Source organism: Acidithiobacillus ferrooxidans ATCC 23270, from assembly GCF_000021485.1.
GTDB lineage: Bacteria > Pseudomonadota > Gammaproteobacteria > Acidithiobacillales > Acidithiobacillaceae > Acidithiobacillus > Acidithiobacillus ferrooxidans.
Genome location: NC_011761.1, coordinates 2,485,527 through 2,503,061, shown reverse-complemented (window position 1 = coordinate 2,503,061; position 17,535 = coordinate 2,485,527). Strand labels below are relative to the sequence as shown.

Genomic DNA, 17,535 nt, shown 5'->3' with positions numbered 1-17,535 from the left:
GGGGTGTATCATTGGCCCATGACCCGCCCGATTGTTGCCGATATCTCCGCTGCCGCGCTGCGCCATAATGTAGCGGTGGTGCGCGAACATGCACCCCGCGCACGAATCATGGCGGCGGTAAAGGCGAATGCTTATGGGCATGGAGTGACCCTTTGCGCCCCGGTGCTGGCCGAGGCGGGAGTGGACGCCTTTGCAGTGGCCTCCCTGGAAGAGGCGGAAGCGCTTCATGCCTTGGGGCTGGAGCGCCCCATCTGCCTGCTGGGGGGGCCTTTTGACGCTGACGAAGTATCCGTCGCCGCAGAACGCGCTTATCTGCTGGTGATTCACGAACAACGCCAGTTGCAGTGGCTGGAGACCCGTGCTGCGGATGCTGCGTTGCGCCTGTTTATCAAGGTGGATACGGGCATGCACCGGCTGGGTTTTGCCCCGGAACGATTGCCCGCCCTGTTTGCTGCTTTGCAACGCCACCCCCGCTGGGAGGTGTTGGGGCTGATGAGCCATCTTGCCCGCTCCGATACGCCGGACGACCCCTTCAACCGTCAACAGGCGGGTGTTTTCGCCGATGCCATTGCGCACGTCGGTCACGTCACCGCAGGTCAGCACAGCCTCGCCAATTCCGGGGGGGTGCTGGCGCTGCCCTTTACCCACCAGTACTGGGTGCGGCCCGGACTCATGCTCTACGGTCTTTCGCCCTTCGCCGGGCGTCGCGGCAGCGAAATCGGTTTGCAACCAGTGCTTTCCTGGCGCAGTGCGGTGGTGGCCATCCGCGAACTCGGCCCCGGTGACTGGCTGGGTTATGGCGCAGCCTGGCAGGCCCCGGCGCGCTGTCGGGTGGGAGTGGTGGCAGCGGGTTACGGCGACGGTTATCCGCGTCATCTGGGGTGTGGCGCGCCGGTCACGGTAGCCGGGCAGACTACCCGCACTTTGGCGCGGGTCAGCATGGATATGCTGTTTGTGGACCTGACGGCCGTGGAGGCAGACATTGGCGCTCCCGTCGTCCTCATGGGGGCTGGCGGACCGCCTCTCGAATCTCTGGCCGCGGAACTCGGTACGATCTCCTATGAAATGAGCTGTCGCATGCAGATGCGGGTACCGCGCCGGTTGGTTTCATGAGTCGCGACAAAACCCTTTTCGTTTGCCAGGAATGCGGCAGTATCAGCAATAAATGGCTGGGACGCTGTCCAGATTGCGGTGCATGGAACAGCTTCGTCGAACAGCGCGTGGAGAAGACCGTGGCCAAATCCCAAACCACCTATGCCACGGCCAGCCCGCCGCAATTTCTGCATGCGGTGCCGATCACGGATGTGGGGCGCAGCACGACGGGCCTGGCAGAACTCGACCGGGTGCTGGGCGGCGGGCAGGTGCCGGGGGCAGCCATTCTTCTGGGCGGGGAGCCGGGCATCGGAAAATCCACCCTCCTGCTCCAGACTGCCCATCACCTGGCTCAGGTCAGCAAGGTGCTTTACGTCACCGGGGAGGAGTCGGCGGCACAAGTCGCCTTACGGGCGCAGCGCCTGGGGCTGGGCCGGAGCCCCGTACGGGTGGTCGCCGAAAACCATCTTGAAGCGATCGAGGGGCTGCTCCGGGGCGAACAGCCCGCACTGGTGCTGGTGGATTCCATTCAGACCGTCTATACCGACACACTGCAATCGGCCCCCGGCTCGGTGGCGCAAGTGCGGGAGTGTGCGGCACGCCTGGTGCGTTTCGCCAAGGCGACGGGCACCACGGTGTGGCTGGTGGGTCATGTGACCAAGGAGGGAGCCATTGCTGGCCCTCGTGTGCTCGAACACATGGTGGATACCGTGCTCTATTTCGAAGGGGAGGCGGGTAGCCCCTACCGGATCGTGCGCGCCATCAAGAACCGCTTTGGGGCGGCCAACGAACTGGGTGTTTTCCAGATGCATGAAGAGGGCTTGAGCGAGGTCGCCAATCCTTCGCAGCTTTTCCTGTCGCAGCATGAGCGACCCGTGGCAGGGAGCGTGGTGCTGGCGACGCAGGAAGGAACCCGCCCCCTGCTGGTGGAGGTGCAGGCGCTGGTAACCCCGAGTCCTCTGGCGAATCCGCGCAGGGTTGCCATCGGTCTGGACCCCAACCGCCTTTCCCTCCTTCTGGCCATTCTGCATCGTCACGGTGACAGCATGTTTTTTGATCAGGATGTCTTTGTGAATATCGCGGGGGGGATCAAAGTCAACGAACCTGCCGCCGACCTTGCCGTGGCCCTCGCCTTGGTCAGCAGTTTTCGCAATAAACCCCTGGAGGGCCGTCGGGTGGTCTTTGGCGAATTGGGTCTGGCGGGAGAGGTGCGTCCGGTGGCGGGCACCGAGGCACGGGTTCGTGAAGCCGTCAAGTTGGGCTTCAAAGGCGCCATTCTCCCGCGCAGCGACAAGATTTCGGCTGCCGCCACGTTTAAACTGCACCCGGCGGGCCGCCTGGGTGATGCAATGGAGGCCGCCTTTGCTGCGGAGTGAATCCTGGCGCACTGATGGTCGCAACGCACCTGCCAGCAGGAAGGCCCGCGGCTTGCAATATCCTTCCGGAGCGGTTAGTGTGACCTGTAACTGCAGGTAATACATCACATAAATTGCTGATATGTGAAGCTGCCCGGTGTTTTTATGATCGTCTGAAAGGAGGAATATTATGCAAAAGTTACCGGTTTACTCTGCTGCACAGGGCCTATTTCATTCACCGCTGCGGAGGGGTATGGCGGGGGTCGTTTTGGCTGCTTTCGGCCTGATGGGCCTTGGGGCCGGCACGGCGTTCGCGTCCAGCATAGGGACATCGGCACCAGGGTTGATGCGCACAGCGGTAGCCGGGGGTGCAGCGGCAAGCCCTGCGGAAGTAAAGAATTTCGCGGCAGCCGTCCAGGAGATCAAGCCACTCAATGAACAGGTCCACACTGCCTTGAGTCGGAAGGGTATCACCGCCACCCAGCGGGAAGAGTTGAAAAAATCCTATATGACGAAGGTGGACGATATACTCGCTAAAAATCACCTGACCGCAGAGCAGTATTCCAGCCTGCTCAGGCAGACCCAGAGCGATCCGGATTTCGCGAAAGAGGTCGAGTCAGACATGCGGTAAAACCCACCCTGGCCAGCGCCGCTTTCCTTCCGGGATTGTCGGCGCGCCCGCTTGTGCTTTTTTCGGCCTTTCCTTCGCATCTGTGCTTTGTGTGATAATAGGGCATATAGGAGGTCCGCCAAATGCCCAAGCTTGATTTGCCTCGCCCCGATCATGCCGCCCGCCGTCGTCTGCTGATGCAGAAGATGCACACTGCCGGTGTCGCGATCATACCCACCGCCACACCCAAGAGCCGTAACGGCGATGTACAGTACCCATTTCGCGGCGACAGCGATTTCCTCTATCTGACCGGCTTTGCAGAGCCGGAGGCTATACTGGTGCTGGCACCGGGACACGCCGACGGGGAACAGATCTTGTTCTGCCGTCCCCGTGATCCCGAGCGGGAAACCTGGGATGGGCGTCGCGCTGGGCTGGAGGGTGCTCTTGAGCAATGTCAGGTGGATCGTTGCCTCTCGATTCATGACCTGAACGACGTTCTTCCACAACTGCTGGAAAATCGGGAATTGCTGTTTTATCCCATGGGTCAGTCCACGGATTTCGACGCGCGGGTCATGCACTGGCGCAATGTTGCCAAGAGCAAGATTCGCCAGGGTGTGCGCTACCCACTCGAAGTGGTCGATGTTGCCGACCTGATCCATGAGATGCGGTTGTTCAAAGACCCCGAAGAGATCGAAATCCTGCGGGCGGCGGTAGGCATCAGCGGTGCCGGGCATCGCCATGGCATGCGCCAATGTCGTCCGGGTATGCTGGAATACGAACTGGCCGCCGAGATCGAGCATGTTTTTCGTCGCCTCGGATCGCCCAGCGTGGCGTATCCCAGTATCGTCGGTGGCGGAATCAACGGTTGCATTCTGCACTACACGGAAAATGATGCGGAACTGCGCGATGGCGATCTGGTACTGATCGACGCCGGTGCAGAGGTCGGCGCCTACGCCGGAGACATCACCAGGACCTTGCCGGTGAACGGGGTTTTCAGCCCCGCACAACGGGAAGTTTACGAAGTCGTTCTGGCCAGTCAGAAAGTGGCAATCGCCGCCGTACAGGTAGGGCGCTCCGTTACCGATTATCATGACGAGGCCGTCAAGGTGCTGGTGGACGGCTTGTTGGAGCTGAAGATACTTTCCGGCAGTCGCGACGCAGTCATCGAGCAGGGCAGCTACAAGGCCTTCTATATGCACCGGACGGGGCACTGGCTGGGCATGGACGTTCATGACGTCGGCCACTATCGCAGCGCGGATCAGTCCTGGCGGAAACTGGAGGCGGGGATGGTGCTGACGGTGGAGCCGGGCCTGTACTTCTCGCCGGATAATCCATCGGTACCGGAGCGTTGGCGCGGTATCGGGGTTCGCATCGAAGACGACGTGCTGGTGACCACCGGCGGTCCGGATGTTTTGTCGAGCGAAGTACCCAAGGAGGTTGCCGAGGTCGAAGCCATGATGGCAGCAGGATGGGCGGAAGGCTGACCAAACCGCCCGAACCGCGTGCGGTGCCCGCTTAGATGCCGTTGGTGACGGGTGCCATGGAATGGACGAAACGCAGTTTGGCCTGCTTGACGCCAAAATCCACGGCGTGCTGAACGCTGCCCATAAGTATATCGGCTGCCATGTGGTAGCGGGGATTCATGGTATCCCAGACTACGCCATGAATGACGCGCCCGGAACGTAGGATGATGTTGATGCGTTCGCCACAGCGGTTGCCCCCGTTTTTGCGGAAGAACAGGTCCTGTGACAGCGCCACCTGATCCGGCCGGTTGGGACCGCAGGCCGAAATATCCGGGTCGCTGTTTGTCTGATCAGCAAGTGCGTTATAGGCGGTTACGCGCCGCAAATAAAAAAATCCGTGGTGCATGAGCAGCGCGCCATCACTGGCCCCCTGTGCCTGAGTGGAGTCCGTAACAGGTTGGGCATCGGTGGTATCACCCAGGCTGACGCCCGGCTTCAGGGGGTCGCCGATACTGCTGATGGGAGTGCCGAGGAATGGTGCGGGCGAGTCCGGCAGATTCGGCGCCAGGGCGTTGGGCAGAAAAAACGTCGACAGGGCAAGACTCATCCCGGCAGATAATCGTCGTATCAAGTCTATCTCCTTATCTAAGCTGGTCTGTGGCGACCCCTCCCGGCCGCAATGATACTGGCAGTTTTCTCAAAAGACGAAATGAAACAGCATTTTACAAAAAATATGATAAAAGTCAAGAAGATAATTTTATTTATTTGTAAACAATGAGATGGGGCCGCCCCACCCGCAGTCTATGCTCTGTCATCATGTCGGCTGGATGATGTTGGATCAGGTTAAAAGAGGTGATCCATTTTTTGTGGCGTGCCGGTGAAGGTGGGCCGGGTGGTCGCTCGTGCGACTGATGCACCGGATTGCGGCACCACCGGAGAAACGTGTGTAAAGACTGTGTGTAAGGACTGGCGCGTTGTTGTTTTTTTAGCTATGCTTTGTTTGCTCGTTTTCCAACCCAACAAAGGAGACTGCTATGAGCAAGTTCACCACCGCTTTGAAGGTAACTGCGCTGATTTTGCCCTTGGGCCTGGCCGGTTGTGCGACCAGTTCTGACCTTGCCAAGGTTTCTGCGAAGGCTGATGCCGCGCAGTCCACCGCCAACGAAGCACTGGCCAAGGCCAACGCTGCGCAGAGCACCGCTACCGATGCCCTGAGCAAAGCCAACGCCGCGCAGAGCACCGCTGATCAGGCGATGAGCACCGCCAACGCTGCCAATCAGAAGGCTGATGAAGCCAACACGAAGGTGGAGCGGATGTTCAAAAAGTCGATGATGAAGTAATTCATCACGCCTGTTGTTTGTGATGGGACCCCGCCGAAGAATCGGCGGGGTCTTTTGGTATTTGACGGTTGCGGGCATCTGCCCATTTACATTCGACCGGGAGCGTTCCAACGCCGCTCTCACCACTCCGCCTTTTCATGATATAACATCCCAAAGAATCAAAAGGGATACCATGCCGCGCGGATGGATCGGCTGACCAAGGAACTGTCGGAACAGTTGGCCGAAGGGCGGCGGCTGGAAGAGGAAATGCGGAAGAACTTTCGGGTGTTGGGGTATGATCTATGATGGGGTTGAGTCGTTGTTCAACTGAATTATGTTCGAGGGTTGAGCTATGCTGCAACCCATTGAAGTGGAAATTGATGCGCAAGGAAGGATACATCCAGTAGGGATGAACAAGGCATTGCCTGTAGGTCGTGCCTTGCTGACCCTGCTGACGCCGCCTGCCAACGAAGAAGCACTGCTTTCGGAAGCCTCACTGGCTGAAGACTGGCTAAAACCGGAAGAGGATGCGGCATGGGCCTACTAGTTGGATACCCGGAAACACCAGAAAACCCACGGTAATCGTCATCAAGGATGGTCCCTTTTGCCGCCTTTCACGCCGGCCAGAATATATTCAGCCATGGCCTCAGAGCCAGCTTGGTTTTGCTGCTCCAGGTGCGCGACGACACTGTCACGGTTGCCAACCGGCTGGTTCTGACTGATTTTCCACTTGCCCACCCAGCGGGAGATGGGGATTTCTATGCCCACTACCTGCTGGATGAGACGATCCGTAAAATCCCGATGCGCATCACCCACCTCCCAGGGCGGGGTGAAACTGTTCTCCTGCTGCGCGGTCAGGGCGACCATCTGTTGCCGTACCCAATAGGGATCGTCCCTGACCTGCAGCGGCCCGTGGGCATGGACGACGGCATAGTTCCAAGTAGGCACCACCTTGCCGGTTTCCGCCTTGGTCGCGTACCACGAGGGGCTGATGTAGTGTTGCGGCCCCTGAAAGATGACCAGCACCTCATCGTCCGGGAGCGTCTCTCGCCACAGGGGATTGGCGCGTGCCACGTGTCCCTGCAGCACCGGTTGCGGTCCTTCACCAGGTACGAGGTACAAGGGAATATGATTCGCCTCCAGACTATTACCGCCCATGCTGACCAGTGTCGCGAGGGGATAACACTGAATCAGTGCCCGCAGGATTTCCGGGCGGTTTTCTGCAAATGACTCAGGACAATACAAGTTCGGCCTCCTGTCATTCCATGTTCGGCGCTGCAGACTCACTTACGCACAAATCTGCGGCGGGTGGGCGGGCATCAATGGGATGGCTCCGATACTGCGATATGTTTTGCAGTTTTTCCATGGCGGTGAGCAAGTCTGGCCAGGGCTCTGCCCAAACCTCCGGATAGGTCCGCTCGCCGTCATACCTCGACGAGAAAGCAAGATTTTCTTGGCCGGGCGTGAATTCGCAGTGGATCCCGGGTTTGCTGTTGCCGCGCGCATCACAACGATACCAGCCCCGGCCATTCAGCCAGACCGCAGTGAAGCCGTGTGTACAGTAGGGCGGATTGGGGCCATCCAGCGTCAGTCGTTGATAACAGAATCCCGCAGGGATTTGGTTGGCGCGCCATAAGGCCACGAGCAGATGACTTTTCGCGGTGCATAGGCCAGTGCCTTGCTGCAACACATCCGACGCTGCGCAGGTCACTTCTTCCCGGTGAAAATCCATGCTGTGTTCGATGTGATCGCGTACCCATTCGAAGCAATGCCTGGCGGTTGCCGTTGAATCGTCAGAGGATAAGGCGGCCGCCAACTTACGGATATCGGCATGCGCATAATCTACGGTGGCACTTTCCATCAGGAAGTGCGGTAACGGCTGGGTATCGAATTTTGCGAGCTTCATAAATTTCCTATTATTTCTGCGTGGGTTCGCGCAACACACGGATATCTGCCATATCCACCAGATTCCATTCCCCATTATTACGGTACAGGCGTTTATGCTGATTCGGGTAATCCACGACATCCTGATCCAGTCGCTGACCGATGACCAGGCACACGAGTGTTTCCGTTCCATCGTTGCTGATGCTGTGCGCGGCTGCATGGCAAGGAAAACCGACGAAGTCACCTGGGGCGATGGGATACTGATCATTCTCCATGGTGAGCGTGCCCTTACCAGACAGCACGTACACGGCTTCTTCTTCATAATGATGCAGGTGGTATTCGGTACTCTCTTTACCCGGCTCTATCTGGATGAGATGTATACCCATGTGCCGGAGGCCTACCGCATCGCCTAAAGACTTATTGACACGAACAGCACCGGGATTGAGGAAATGGACCTTATGTTCGCCCTTCATCCGACTGATTTCCTGCGCGGTGAGCAGCAGCTTTCGGGTATCCATGTCAGTACCACTCCTTGGAAATGTCATCATGTGCGTGGCCAATATGGTCATTCGCCTCCGCGCGATTCTTCAATGCCTGATTCATTGCATGAAAACCCGCTTTTGTCGCCGCTGCCATGCTGGATATGAACATGCCCACCAGAATGCCTGAAAATTGCTCTCCCTGGGTGAACCGCGTGTACCCATTGCTGAGCGCGGCGAGCTGAAAGTAGTGCTGTCCATCGAATAAGCCCGGAAATCCCAAGCGGCCCAGCCAGCGTAATTCTTGTTGATCTGTTGCCGTCAGCACCCTCGGGCGGAAGGTCATGGCCCGGCGTTTCTCGGGTTGAATGGTCGCACGCAGCTTCTCTCCCGGCTTCGCCACTCCCGAAAGCGAGCGAATGAAGGGATTCCATTGCGGATAGGCGGGGAAATCCATGAGGATGGACCACACGTGCTCCGGTGATGCTGTGATTTCTATGCCGGTTTCGATCTGGTACATTCATCATTCCTGTTGCTGTTCCGTTGCCCGAACGACTGCTTCGGACAATGCGAGCAGCGCTCCCCGGATGGGTGCCGCGACAGATGGCGTGGAAACCATACCGTCTTCATCGAGGTTGGCGCCGAGAAGTGGAATGGTCATTGAGGCTTCCTCCACGACCATGGCAGACATCGTTTTCAAAATCTCGCGCAACGCCGCATCCGCATGTTGTGCGCGTGGCGACGCATTGAATATGCCCACCGGTTTATAGGTAAACGGCTCGAAACTGACGAGCCAGTCCAGCGCGTTTTTGATGGTTCCTGTGACACCGTGCGCATACTCCGGGCTGGCGATAAGTAGGGCATCGGCGTTGGCCACTTGCGCGTGGAAGTTCGTGACAGATTCAATAGACCGGCCCTCTATATCTGGATTGAATAATGGAAGATCACCCAGTCCATGGTACACGGTCACCATTAATTCCACAGGAGCAAGTCTGGCTGCCGCTCGCAGCAGTGCAGAATTGATTGAATTGGCGCGCAGGCTACCAGATAGAGCAAGGATTTTCATGTCACAGAATCACCTTTTGTGCGTCCATCGCATGTTTTGTTAATCGTAGCGTTCAATGCGCTGTCGATTTTGAAAAAAGATGGAGCACTATTACGCCAGAAACGATGAGCGCTATACCAATGAAAGAAGCCATATTTAGCGGCTGACGATAAATGACCCAACCAACAAGTACGATTAAGGCTACTCCTACTCCAGACCAGATAGCATAGGCAACACCAAGGTCAATAGAACGAAGTGAAAGAGAAAGCAAATAGAATGCCAGCATATACCCCACAATAACAAGAAGAATCGGGCTCCAACGCGTAAAGCCATCTGTTGCCTTGAGCGCCGAAGTTGCAATGACTTCGGAAACGATCGCTATTGCCAAATATAACCATTGCATATTAACCATGAACCTCTTCATACAGGCGTTACTGCATATTATAAACAAAATCCGCGCCATTCTCCTCGGCGCGTTAAAGCAGGTTCATCCCGCCGTCCACCACAATCACCTCTCCCGTCAGATAGCTCGATTCGGTCAGCATCATGGCAACATCCGCGACGTCGCCAGGGCGCGCACTCCGACCCATGGGGGCATCGCGAATCCATTGTTCGCGAATGGTCGCCCAATCTTCGGTCAGCGGCGTATCCACCAGCCCCGGGGCGATAGCGTTCACCCGGATATCGGGTCCCAGGGTTTTGGCGAGTAAGCGGGTGACATGAATCAATGCGGCCTTGCTGGCGGCGTAAGGTATGGAAGCACCCTTGGGTCGCACACCGGCATGAGAGCTGATATTTAATACCGCCGCCGGGTGTTCGGCCGTCGATGCCGCGCGCAGATAGGGTTCGCTCAGCGCGACGAGTTGCCAGGGCGCCACCACATGGAGTTCGTAGAGGCGGTGCCAGAGGTCCGGTGTCGCGGCCTGTAAATCATCATGCGGAATCATGCTGGACTCACCCGCGTTATTGACCAGCACGTCGAGCCGACCATAGTGCGTATACACCTGATTGATCAGATCCCTGCGCTCACCATCCTCCAGCAAGTCTGCCTGAAAATAGTGGGCACCCGCCAGCGTTGCCGCCGCTTGTAGACCCGCAGCGGAGGAAGCGCGGGAATGCAGGGCCACCCAATATCCCGCCTGCGTTAAACGCTGCGCGATAGCCAGACCAATGCCGGAGGTGGCGCCGGTAACCAGTGCGACGCGCGAATTACCGGTCATGACAGTTGTATCGACTGATCATACGTGGCCACCTCCAGCAAATTGCCATCGGGATCCCGGAAGTAGACAGAGGTGATCGGCCCCGTGGCTCCAGTGCGGGGCACCGGACCGGCTTCCAGAGTGACTCCGCAGGTCTGCAGATGGGTGAGCACCCCCTGGATACCACCGGTGACAATGAAGCACAAATCCGCCGACCCGGGAGTGGGGCTGGTCGCATGGGGCGCTATGGGATGCCCTGCCGGATGCAGGTTGATTTTTTGCTGTCCAAAGATCAGCGCCTTGCGCTGGTCACCAAAGGTCATTTCCTGCATGCCCAATACCCGTGAGTAGAAGGCGATCGTAACGGATATATCCGCCACGGTCAGGACGAGGTGATCCAGATGGTCAATGCGCATGGTTCATTCTTCAGAAGATGGTCTTACAGGCCAACGGCGACTTCACTCGCCGCTTGATGACACGCATGCAGGTCTGCATAGCACTATTCCTTTACACTGCATCGCCCGTCTGCCGATTTTGCCAGGATTGCGATCCAGGCGCCAGCAAAGATCATATTATGGTATGCAAATGCAACCTTTGTGGTCCGAAAATGGCGAGACATTCAAAAGGACTTGTCCTATAAATGACGCATGAATCAACAGGTACTCGACCGTGAAGCTTGCTATCGCGCCCTTCTTACCCGCGATGCACGGTTTGACGGCCAGTTCTACACGGCGGTTCTCTCCACGGGGATCTATTGCCGTCCGATTTGCCCTGCGCGACCGCCGAAGATCGAAAATTGCCTCTTTCTTCCCAGCGCGGCGGCAGCCCATCAGATGGGATTCAGGCCATGTTTGCGGTGCCGCCCCGAGGTAAATCCGGCCAAGCAACGCACCTGGGCTGGTTCCAACCTGGTTGACCATGCCTTGCGGTGGATCACTGAGGGCGCCTTCGACGATGACTGCGTGGAACATTTGGCTGAGCGATTGGGAGTCAGCGGACGACATCTCCGACGGCTATTCGCCCGCGAGCTCGGCACCACGCCGATAGCCGTAGCACAGGCCCAGCGTGTCCTTCTGGCGAAAAAAATGATTGTGGAAACAACGCTGTCGATGACGGATGTTGCCATCGCCGCTGGCTTCGGTAGTGTCCGCCGATTCAACGATGCCATACAACGAAACTATGGAAGGGCTCCGAAAACAATGCGGCACACCTCGACATCAAACGGCAACATGACTGCGGGCATCACGCTGAAGCTTCCGTTCACCCCTCCCTATGACTGGGAGGCCATGATCGATTTTCTCGCCGGAAGGGCCATCCCCGGGGTAGAAGCCGTGGACGCCGGGAAATATGCCCGCTCATTTCAATGGGATGGCATGCACGGCGTTGTCGAAGTCCAGCAGGAGTCGGAAACCAATCATCTTTTAGCCACTATTTATGCCACTGAAGTTCCCCCCATAGGTATGATTGTCGCAAGACTCCGCCGCTTGTTTGATCTGGATGCCAATATCGGGATGATTGATGCGCATCTTTCCGCAGACCCACGCCTGGCAGCGCGGGTGAGGGAAAGACCCGGGCTCAGGGTACCTGGCAGTTGGGATCTCTTTGAACTAACGGTCCGGGCAGTATTGGGCCAACAAATCAGCGTCGCTGCGGCCACCACGCTGTCCGGTCGCCTCGTTGCGACCCTTGGAGAACCCATCAAGGGAGATTTCGGAGCGGCTTTGGAAAAAACCGGCATCTCCATGATTTTCCCGTTACCCGCCGCTGTCATGACTGCCAACCTGACCCCTATTGGATTAACTCGCGCGCGGGAAAAGGCTTTGCAGTCCCTCGCTACAGCCGTGCATGAGGATCGGCTTTTCTTTCAGCCTCAACCATCACCCAATAAAACCATAGAAAAACTCTGTGAGCTGCCCGGTATCGGCCCATGGACGGCTCACTATATCGCCATGCGCGGATACCGCGACCCGGACGCATTCCCGCATTCGGACTTGGGGTTGCTGCGTGCCCTGGAAACAAAGAACGGCCGCCCTACCCCCGCTGAACTGCTGGCCCTCGCCGAGGCATGGAGGCCCTGGCGCGCCTATGGGGCTATGCGATTGTGGGTTCAACCGAAGATATTGCCGGCCGCACGCTGATGGAAGGTGCGCGCGACGACCCAGAAAGATCCAGCGCCTAAAAGTTGCCGCCCTCGTGCCTCAATAGCCAGCGTTTACGCTCTATACCCCCGGCATATCCCGTCAGCGAACCGTCTGAACCTATGACCCTATGGCAGGGAACGACGATACCCACGGGATTCGCCCCATTTGCACCGGCAACGGCCCGAACAGCGGAGCCTCGCCCTATGGCCCTGGCCTGTTCTTGATAGCTGCGCGTATGCCCTGCAGAAATCGTGCGCAAAAAGGTCCAAACGGATTGCTGAAATGCTGTGCCGCCCGTTTTCACCGGAACCGCATTGAGCGCACCCAGGTCACCACTCCAGTAGGCATCAAGGCAGCCATGAATATGTTTTTGAACAGCACCCATTCTCAGATCAAAGCCCTGTCGACCATAGTGCAGTTGCAACAACCTCCGCATCCGGCCCTCGCTGTCCGCCCAATCCAGCGCGCGGAGCCGACCTTGCGTATCGGTGACGAGCAACATGGTCCCCAACGGGGTTGCTACATGCTCCATTTGAAGACGAAGCGGCTCATTCGGCATCGGATACCCCATACATAACGGATTTCGGAATCATGCTATCCCATGCTGCCGAGAGATTCTCGCCGGTTTCGGACCTCCAAACTTCTGTTCGCCGAATGCACTAGTCCGCCTAACCGTTGGCGGCGATCATTTGGAAATCAAGAAGTTCATCCGGTTCTCCGCTATAGACCTGAAACACGGTGGTCTCGATGGCGAGAAAAGCGCCATGAGCCAACCCTTTGGGATGCAGGAGGTAATCCCCCGGGAAGAGACGCTGCCGGCCCGACTTGTCACAGTGGCCGCCGGAGAGAATGTAGATATGCTCCTCGGAGCGGGCATTCGCCACGATCTTGATGAGCATTCCTGGCGGTGGGGAGAAGCGGACGATCTGCGCCATGCCGCCGCCTTCGGACCGGCGGTCGCTCAAGACCTTGAAATGAACCGTTTCCTTGCCTTGGAAGAGGGACAGCTCCCCCAGTGCCTGGCTGCCGGGAATCCACGGCATCCGCTCTGGCGTGGCGGTGATGGGGTGCAAGGACATGGCATTCTCCTTTTTTTGCGGCTTCACGAAAGAGCAGCCACTATACTCCCAGGAAGGAGCCGCTGGTTTCGATGACGATCGAAATATGGAATAGGGAGGAAGTGCGCACATGGAACTGCCCAAAGTGGTCGCGTTGCTGGGGGTTCCGGCCCGTGCCGCCATGGCCTGGGCCCTGGTCGGAGGCGACGCATTGCCCGCCAGTGAACTGGCCTACCGGGCAGGGGTGACCCCCCAAACCGCCAGCCATCATTTGGCCCGGATGGTGGATGGTGGACTGCTTGCGGTGGAACGCTGTCTACGCTACCGCTACTATCGTTTGGCCAGTCCGGCGGTAGCCGAAATCCTGGAGAGTCTGATGGCGTTGTCCGGCCCGCCGATCCTCAAGAACCGCCCAGACCGCGCCGCGGTGGATCCATTGCGCCAAGCAAGGAGTTGTTACGATCATCTGGCGGGGAGTCTCGCGGTTGTCTTGGCGGATACCCTACAGCGCAACGGGTGGATCAACCTACAGGAGCGCGATTATCAGGTTACAGAGGTTGGCGAACACGGATTCGCGGCCTTCGGGTTGGATCTGCCCGCCCTACGTCATCAGCAGCGGCTTTTCGCGCGGCGCTGCATCGATTGGAGCGAGCGTCGCCCCCATATCGGCGGAGCGCTGGGAGCCGCGTTGATGACGCAGTTCCAAGAGTCGGGATGGATACGGAGAAACCCCGGAGATCGAAAAATCTGGGTTTCGAGCGCCGGCCAGCAAGGGCTGTGGAAGACCTTTGGTATTGATGCGACACCATAAGTAGTCGCGATATGGCGATGCACCAGATTCTCTTGCACCCGAAACCCCGTCAAGCTGATCGCTTCATGCCCTTCCTGCAAAGACGCTCGCCGGATTGGGGGTGACTTGGCCGCAGTTCTCGGTGCTGACGATGATCACATCCTACCTCGGCGCCTCGGGTGCTGAAGGGTCGTGTCGAATCCGGAATGAACCAGGGATGAACATCCCTCGTGACCATATCGCGGAGGCCCCTCACCGCCGGAGGGCTCAGTGACTGGCGTTGCGTGTAAAAAGTATCACCCTGGCGTCTCGCGGGTTCTCTGTGTGCTCTTCGCCTTCAATGGCAGGTACGCAGCGGGATTGGTCGTTCACATCCAGATTGGGAACGGGTAATATCGGCCAGAAGCGGGCATAGCGTCCACAGAAAATCGAGTGTGATGAACGACAGCTAACTGATCACGAACCTGCCTTTAGGACTTTTCCTGGTCGCCCTGGAGCAGGGCCAACTGCGCGCCAAGTGGGCCCGAAAACTCGCTCCGAACAAAGCTGCGCAAGGCAAACTAAAGGGCTCCCCTCCCGAGCGGTGGAGCAACGACTGGCCAGCGACTGCGCTACAGATCACAGAGAACGATATCTGGATCGCGGCGACGGCACTCACGCATGACCTAACATTGGTGACATGTGACAAAGACTTTGACAAGCTTGCAGAGGTCGAATCGCAACTACGGATCATCAGAATTCAGTGATCCGACTATGTGCAAAAACGCTTGCTGGCTGTTGGTGAGCATCAGTAGGCAACTACGAACCCAGTAGCTTTCCTCTAAGTGGCAGGTAACCCTCTGCTCATCGGCATCGCCTGCCTGACTGAACACGTTAATTTCCTGATAGGAACCAATGGTGACGGCAATGACTACCTTTTCTGGATCAACACGAAAAAACGCGCGCTTAGTGTTAACACGAAACTCGCCGAACAGACTATGCAGCTTTCTTTCAAGGGTATCCGCGTCGTCTACCTGCGCCGCAAAGTACCACTCGAACGGCAGGGGAACGCTGGTATTGTAGAGGTCTCTCAGCCTCGCGTTGAGTGTATCGGCGCTATCGGTTTTGCCGATCTTGACCAAACCCGGCATGGCGACGTTGGTCATCAGATAAATCACACTAGCCATGTCCTTGCCCTCACCCCATCCCGCCTTTTCATGATATAACATCCCAAAGAATCAAAAGGGATACCATGCCGCGCGGACCAACCAAAAAGAAGACCGAAGACACCACCAGCCAGAGCCTGGAATCGAAGCTCTGGGCCACCGCCGACAAGCTGCGTGGGCATCTGGACGCCGCCGACTACAAGCATGTGGTGCTGGGCCTCATCTTCCTGAAATACATCTCGGACCGCTTTGCCCAACGCCATGAAGAAATCATTCGGGAAGAAGCAGGGACTTACGCAGCCGAAGACCGAGATGAATACACGGCGGAAGGCGTGTTCTGGGTACCGGCATCGTCCAGATGGGCAGTGGTGCAAACTGCCGCCAAACAGCCGGACATCGGCAAGCGCATCGACGGTGCCATGACCGATATCGAGCGGGAAAACCCGCATCTGAAAAACATCCTGCCCAAAGGCTATGCCCGCCCCACCCTGGATCAGCGCCGCCTGGGCGAACTGGTGGACCTCATCGGTACCATTGGCCTTGGCACCGCCGAACATCAGGCCCGCGACACCCTGGGCCGGGTCTACGAGTATTTTCTGGGTCGATTTGCCAGCGCGGAAGGGAAACGGGGTGGCGAGTTCTACACCCCGGCATCGGTGGTCAGAACCCTGGTCACCATGCTGGCCCCCTACAAAGGGCGCATCTATGACCCCTGTTGCGGGTCCGGCGGCATGTTCGTTCAGTCGGAAAAGTTCATCGAGGCCCACGGTGGCAAAGTCGGCGACATCAGCGTCTATGGGGAAGAATCCAACCCCAACACCTGGAAGCTGGCCCTCATGAATCTCGCCATTCGCGGCATCGAGGCCGACCTGGGACCGGAAGCGGCGGACACCTTTCACAAAGACCTGCATCCCGACCTGCGTGCCGATTACATCCTTGCCAACCCGCCCTTCAACATTTCCGATTGGGGCGGTGACCTGTTGCGGGATGACAAACGCTGGCAGTATGGGATACCGCCCACCGGCAACGCCAACTTCGCCTGGGTGCAGCACATGGTCCATCACCTGGCACCCTACGGCATCGCGGGCTTCGTGCTGGCGAATGGTTCCATGTCATCCAATACCAGCGGTGAAGGCGAAATCCGCAAGAACCTCATTGAAGCGGATCTGGTGGACTGCATGGTGGCCATGCCGGGCCAGCTATTCTATAGCACCCAGATTCCCGTGTGCCTGTGGTTCCTGGCGAAGAACCGCGATGACGGACGCGGCATGACCGGCAAGGAACTGTTTGAGCGCACCGGCGAAGTGCTGTTCATCGATGCCCGCAACATGGGCTTCATGGCCGACCGCACCCACCGGGAACTGACCGATGAAGACATCCAAAAGATCGCCGACACCTACCACAACTGGCGCGGCGATGGGGACGGGGAATATGCGGATATTCCCGGTTTCTGTAAGGCGGCCAGTCTGGATGACATCCGCAAGAACGGCCATGTGCTGACACCAGGGCGTTATGTTGGGGCTGCCGCCAAGGATGATGACGGCGAGCCTTTCGAGGAAAAGATGGACCGACTGACCAAGGAACTGTCCGCGCAGTTGGCGGAAGGACGGCGGTTGGAAGACGAGATGCTGAAGAATTTTCGGGTGTTGGGGTATGAACTGTAACGGTTAATTATAGGGGATATTGCCATGACTGGATCACTACCGGACTGTTGTGCAGAAAACAAAATCACCAACAGGGCAGAGTTGATTGATTGCCTTGAGGCCCTAGAAGATACAAGTAATTTGACAATAGAGGCTCTTGAAGAACGACTAAATCATTTGATCATTATGCGTAATACGGATCATTTGGGGATGTTCGGGGAAGATGAGGGGCTATTAGACATTTACACTCGTGCAATAATTACTTTAGAGACCGCTATTGATGCCATGAGTAAATCGCAGACGCCTGAATGA

The 17,535-nt window shown here is 57.7% G+C and carries 23 protein-coding genes; 11 read left to right on the top strand and 12 right to left on the bottom strand.

Features of this window, described 5'->3' with window-relative positions; translation table 11 throughout:
• The first annotated feature begins 18 nt into the window (after positions 1-18).
• From alr to pepP, 4 genes are all read left to right on the top strand, one after another.
• Positions 19-1,113, top strand: coding sequence for an alanine racemase (alr, locus tag AFE_RS12935; RefSeq protein WP_012537409.1), 1,095 nt, complete (start codon positions 19-21; stop codon positions 1,111-1,113).
• On the top strand, positions 1,110-2,468 hold the full coding sequence (radA, locus tag AFE_RS12930) for a DNA repair protein RadA (protein WP_012537408.1): 1,359 nt from the start codon (positions 1,110-1,112) through the stop codon (positions 2,466-2,468). The genes alr and radA overlap by 4 nt, the downstream gene beginning before the upstream one ends.
• A gap of 169 nt (positions 2,469-2,637) precedes the next feature.
• Positions 2,638-3,078: a DUF4168 domain-containing protein gene (locus AFE_RS12925; protein ID WP_012537407.1), complete on the top strand. Its 441-nt coding sequence runs from the start codon at positions 2,638-2,640 to the stop codon at positions 3,076-3,078.
• A 122-nt stretch (positions 3,079-3,200) separates the two neighbouring features.
• The gene (pepP, locus tag AFE_RS12920; RefSeq protein WP_012537406.1) at positions 3,201-4,541 is read left to right on the top strand and encodes a Xaa-Pro aminopeptidase; all 1,341 of its coding nucleotides are present in this window, start codon (positions 3,201-3,203) and stop codon (positions 4,539-4,541) included.
• Positions 4,542-4,572: 31 nt separating this feature from the next.
• Here the strand turns inward: pepP and AFE_RS12915 are convergent, their stop codons facing one another.
• Positions 4,573-5,151: an RlpA-like double-psi beta-barrel domain-containing protein gene (locus tag AFE_RS12915; RefSeq protein WP_012537405.1), complete on the bottom strand. Its 579-nt coding sequence runs from the start codon at positions 5,149-5,151 to the stop codon at positions 4,573-4,575.
• 403 nt (positions 5,152-5,554) lie between these two features.
• Here AFE_RS12915 and AFE_RS12910 point away from each other — a divergent pair, with 403 nt between their 5' ends.
• Together AFE_RS12910 and AFE_RS12905 are read left to right on the top strand one after the other, a co-directional pair.
• Complete coding sequence (locus tag AFE_RS12910) at positions 5,555-5,860, top strand: Lpp/OprI family alanine-zipper lipoprotein (protein ID WP_009569260.1); 306 nt, start codon at positions 5,555-5,557, stop codon at positions 5,858-5,860.
• A gap of 331 nt (positions 5,861-6,191) precedes the next feature.
• Positions 6,192-6,386: a hypothetical protein gene (locus tag AFE_RS12905; RefSeq protein WP_012537404.1), complete on the top strand. Its 195-nt coding sequence runs from the start codon at positions 6,192-6,194 to the stop codon at positions 6,384-6,386.
• Positions 6,387-6,427: 41 nt separating this feature from the next.
• Here AFE_RS12905 and AFE_RS12900 read toward each other — a convergent pair whose 3' ends face one another.
• From AFE_RS12900 to AFE_RS12865, 8 genes are all read right to left on the bottom strand, one after another.
• Positions 6,428-7,084 carry an FMN-binding negative transcriptional regulator gene (locus tag AFE_RS12900; RefSeq protein ID WP_012537403.1) on the bottom strand — a complete coding sequence of 219 codons (657 nt, stop codon included), beginning with the start codon at positions 7,082-7,084 and terminating at the stop codon, positions 6,428-6,430.
• A gap of 13 nt (positions 7,085-7,097) precedes the next feature.
• Complete coding sequence (locus tag AFE_RS12895) at positions 7,098-7,745, bottom strand: transglutaminase-like domain-containing protein (RefSeq protein ID WP_012537402.1); 648 nt, start codon at positions 7,743-7,745, stop codon at positions 7,098-7,100.
• A 10-nt stretch (positions 7,746-7,755) separates the two neighbouring features.
• A complete protein-coding gene (locus AFE_RS12890; protein ID WP_012537401.1) occupies positions 7,756-8,241 on the bottom strand; it encodes a cupin domain-containing protein in 486 nt (161 codons plus the stop codon).
• A 1-nt stretch (position 8,242) separates the two neighbouring features.
• Positions 8,243-8,722, bottom strand: coding sequence for an SRPBCC domain-containing protein (locus tag AFE_RS12885; protein ID WP_012537400.1), 480 nt, complete (start codon positions 8,720-8,722; stop codon positions 8,243-8,245).
• Positions 8,723-8,725: 3 nt separating this feature from the next.
• Positions 8,726-9,268 carry an NADPH-dependent FMN reductase gene (locus AFE_RS12880; protein ID WP_012537399.1) on the bottom strand — a complete coding sequence of 181 codons (543 nt, stop codon included), beginning with the start codon at positions 9,266-9,268 and terminating at the stop codon, positions 8,726-8,728.
• 52 nt (positions 9,269-9,320) lie between these two features.
• The gene (locus tag AFE_RS12875; protein ID WP_012537398.1) at positions 9,321-9,650 is read right to left on the bottom strand and encodes a DMT family transporter; all 330 of its coding nucleotides are present in this window, start codon (positions 9,648-9,650) and stop codon (positions 9,321-9,323) included.
• A 73-nt stretch (positions 9,651-9,723) separates the two neighbouring features.
• Positions 9,724-10,467, bottom strand: a complete 744-nt coding sequence (locus tag AFE_RS12870) for an SDR family NAD(P)-dependent oxidoreductase (RefSeq protein WP_012537397.1) — start codon at positions 10,465-10,467, stop codon at positions 9,724-9,726.
• Positions 10,464-10,862 (bottom strand): VOC family protein, encoded by a 399-nt coding sequence (locus tag AFE_RS12865; RefSeq protein WP_012537396.1) that lies wholly within the window; start codon positions 10,860-10,862, stop codon positions 10,464-10,466. Before AFE_RS12865 ends, AFE_RS12870 begins: the two co-directional genes overlap by 4 nt.
• 231 nt (positions 10,863-11,093) lie before the next feature.
• Between AFE_RS12865 and AFE_RS12860 the strand changes: the two genes are divergently transcribed.
• Positions 11,094-12,584, top strand: coding sequence for a DNA-3-methyladenine glycosylase 2 family protein (locus AFE_RS12860; protein ID WP_012537395.1), 1,491 nt, complete (start codon positions 11,094-11,096; stop codon positions 12,582-12,584).
• 37 nt (positions 12,585-12,621) lie between these two features.
• On the opposite strand, the gene AFE_RS12855 is transcribed toward AFE_RS12860, so the two are convergent.
• Entirely contained in the window at positions 12,622-13,146 is a 525-nt protein-coding gene (locus AFE_RS12855) for a methylated-DNA--[protein]-cysteine S-methyltransferase (protein WP_012607533.1), read from the bottom strand.
• A gap of 109 nt (positions 13,147-13,255) precedes the next feature.
• Positions 13,256-13,666: a cupin domain-containing protein gene (locus AFE_RS12850; RefSeq protein ID WP_012537393.1), complete on the bottom strand. Its 411-nt coding sequence runs from the start codon at positions 13,664-13,666 to the stop codon at positions 13,256-13,258.
• A gap of 109 nt (positions 13,667-13,775) precedes the next feature.
• On the opposite strand from AFE_RS12850, the gene AFE_RS12845 reads away from it, so the two are divergent.
• Both AFE_RS12845 and AFE_RS17130 read left to right on the top strand, forming a co-directional pair.
• Positions 13,776-14,456, top strand: coding sequence for an ArsR/SmtB family transcription factor (locus AFE_RS12845; RefSeq protein WP_012537392.1), 681 nt, complete (start codon positions 13,776-13,778; stop codon positions 14,454-14,456).
• Positions 14,457-14,887: 431 nt separating this feature from the next.
• Positions 14,888-15,181 carry a PIN domain-containing protein gene (locus AFE_RS17130; RefSeq protein WP_080513214.1) on the top strand — a complete coding sequence of 98 codons (294 nt, stop codon included), beginning with the start codon at positions 14,888-14,890 and terminating at the stop codon, positions 15,179-15,181.
• Here AFE_RS17130 and AFE_RS12840 read toward each other — a convergent pair.
• A complete protein-coding gene (locus AFE_RS12840; protein ID WP_012537391.1) occupies positions 15,158-15,601 on the bottom strand; it encodes a GIY-YIG nuclease family protein in 444 nt (147 codons plus the stop codon). The two genes, AFE_RS17130 and AFE_RS12840, sit on opposite strands and share 24 nt — an antisense overlap.
• Before the next feature lie 65 nt (positions 15,602-15,666).
• Here AFE_RS12840 and AFE_RS12835 point away from each other — a divergent pair, with 65 nt between their 5' ends.
• Positions 15,667-17,244, top strand: a complete 1,578-nt coding sequence (locus AFE_RS12835) for a class I SAM-dependent DNA methyltransferase (protein WP_012537390.1) — start codon at positions 15,667-15,669, stop codon at positions 17,242-17,244.
• Positions 17,245-17,268: 24 nt separating this feature from the next.
• Positions 17,269-17,535 (top strand): hypothetical protein, encoded by a 267-nt coding sequence (locus AFE_RS12830; protein WP_009565339.1) that lies wholly within the window; start codon positions 17,269-17,271, stop codon positions 17,533-17,535.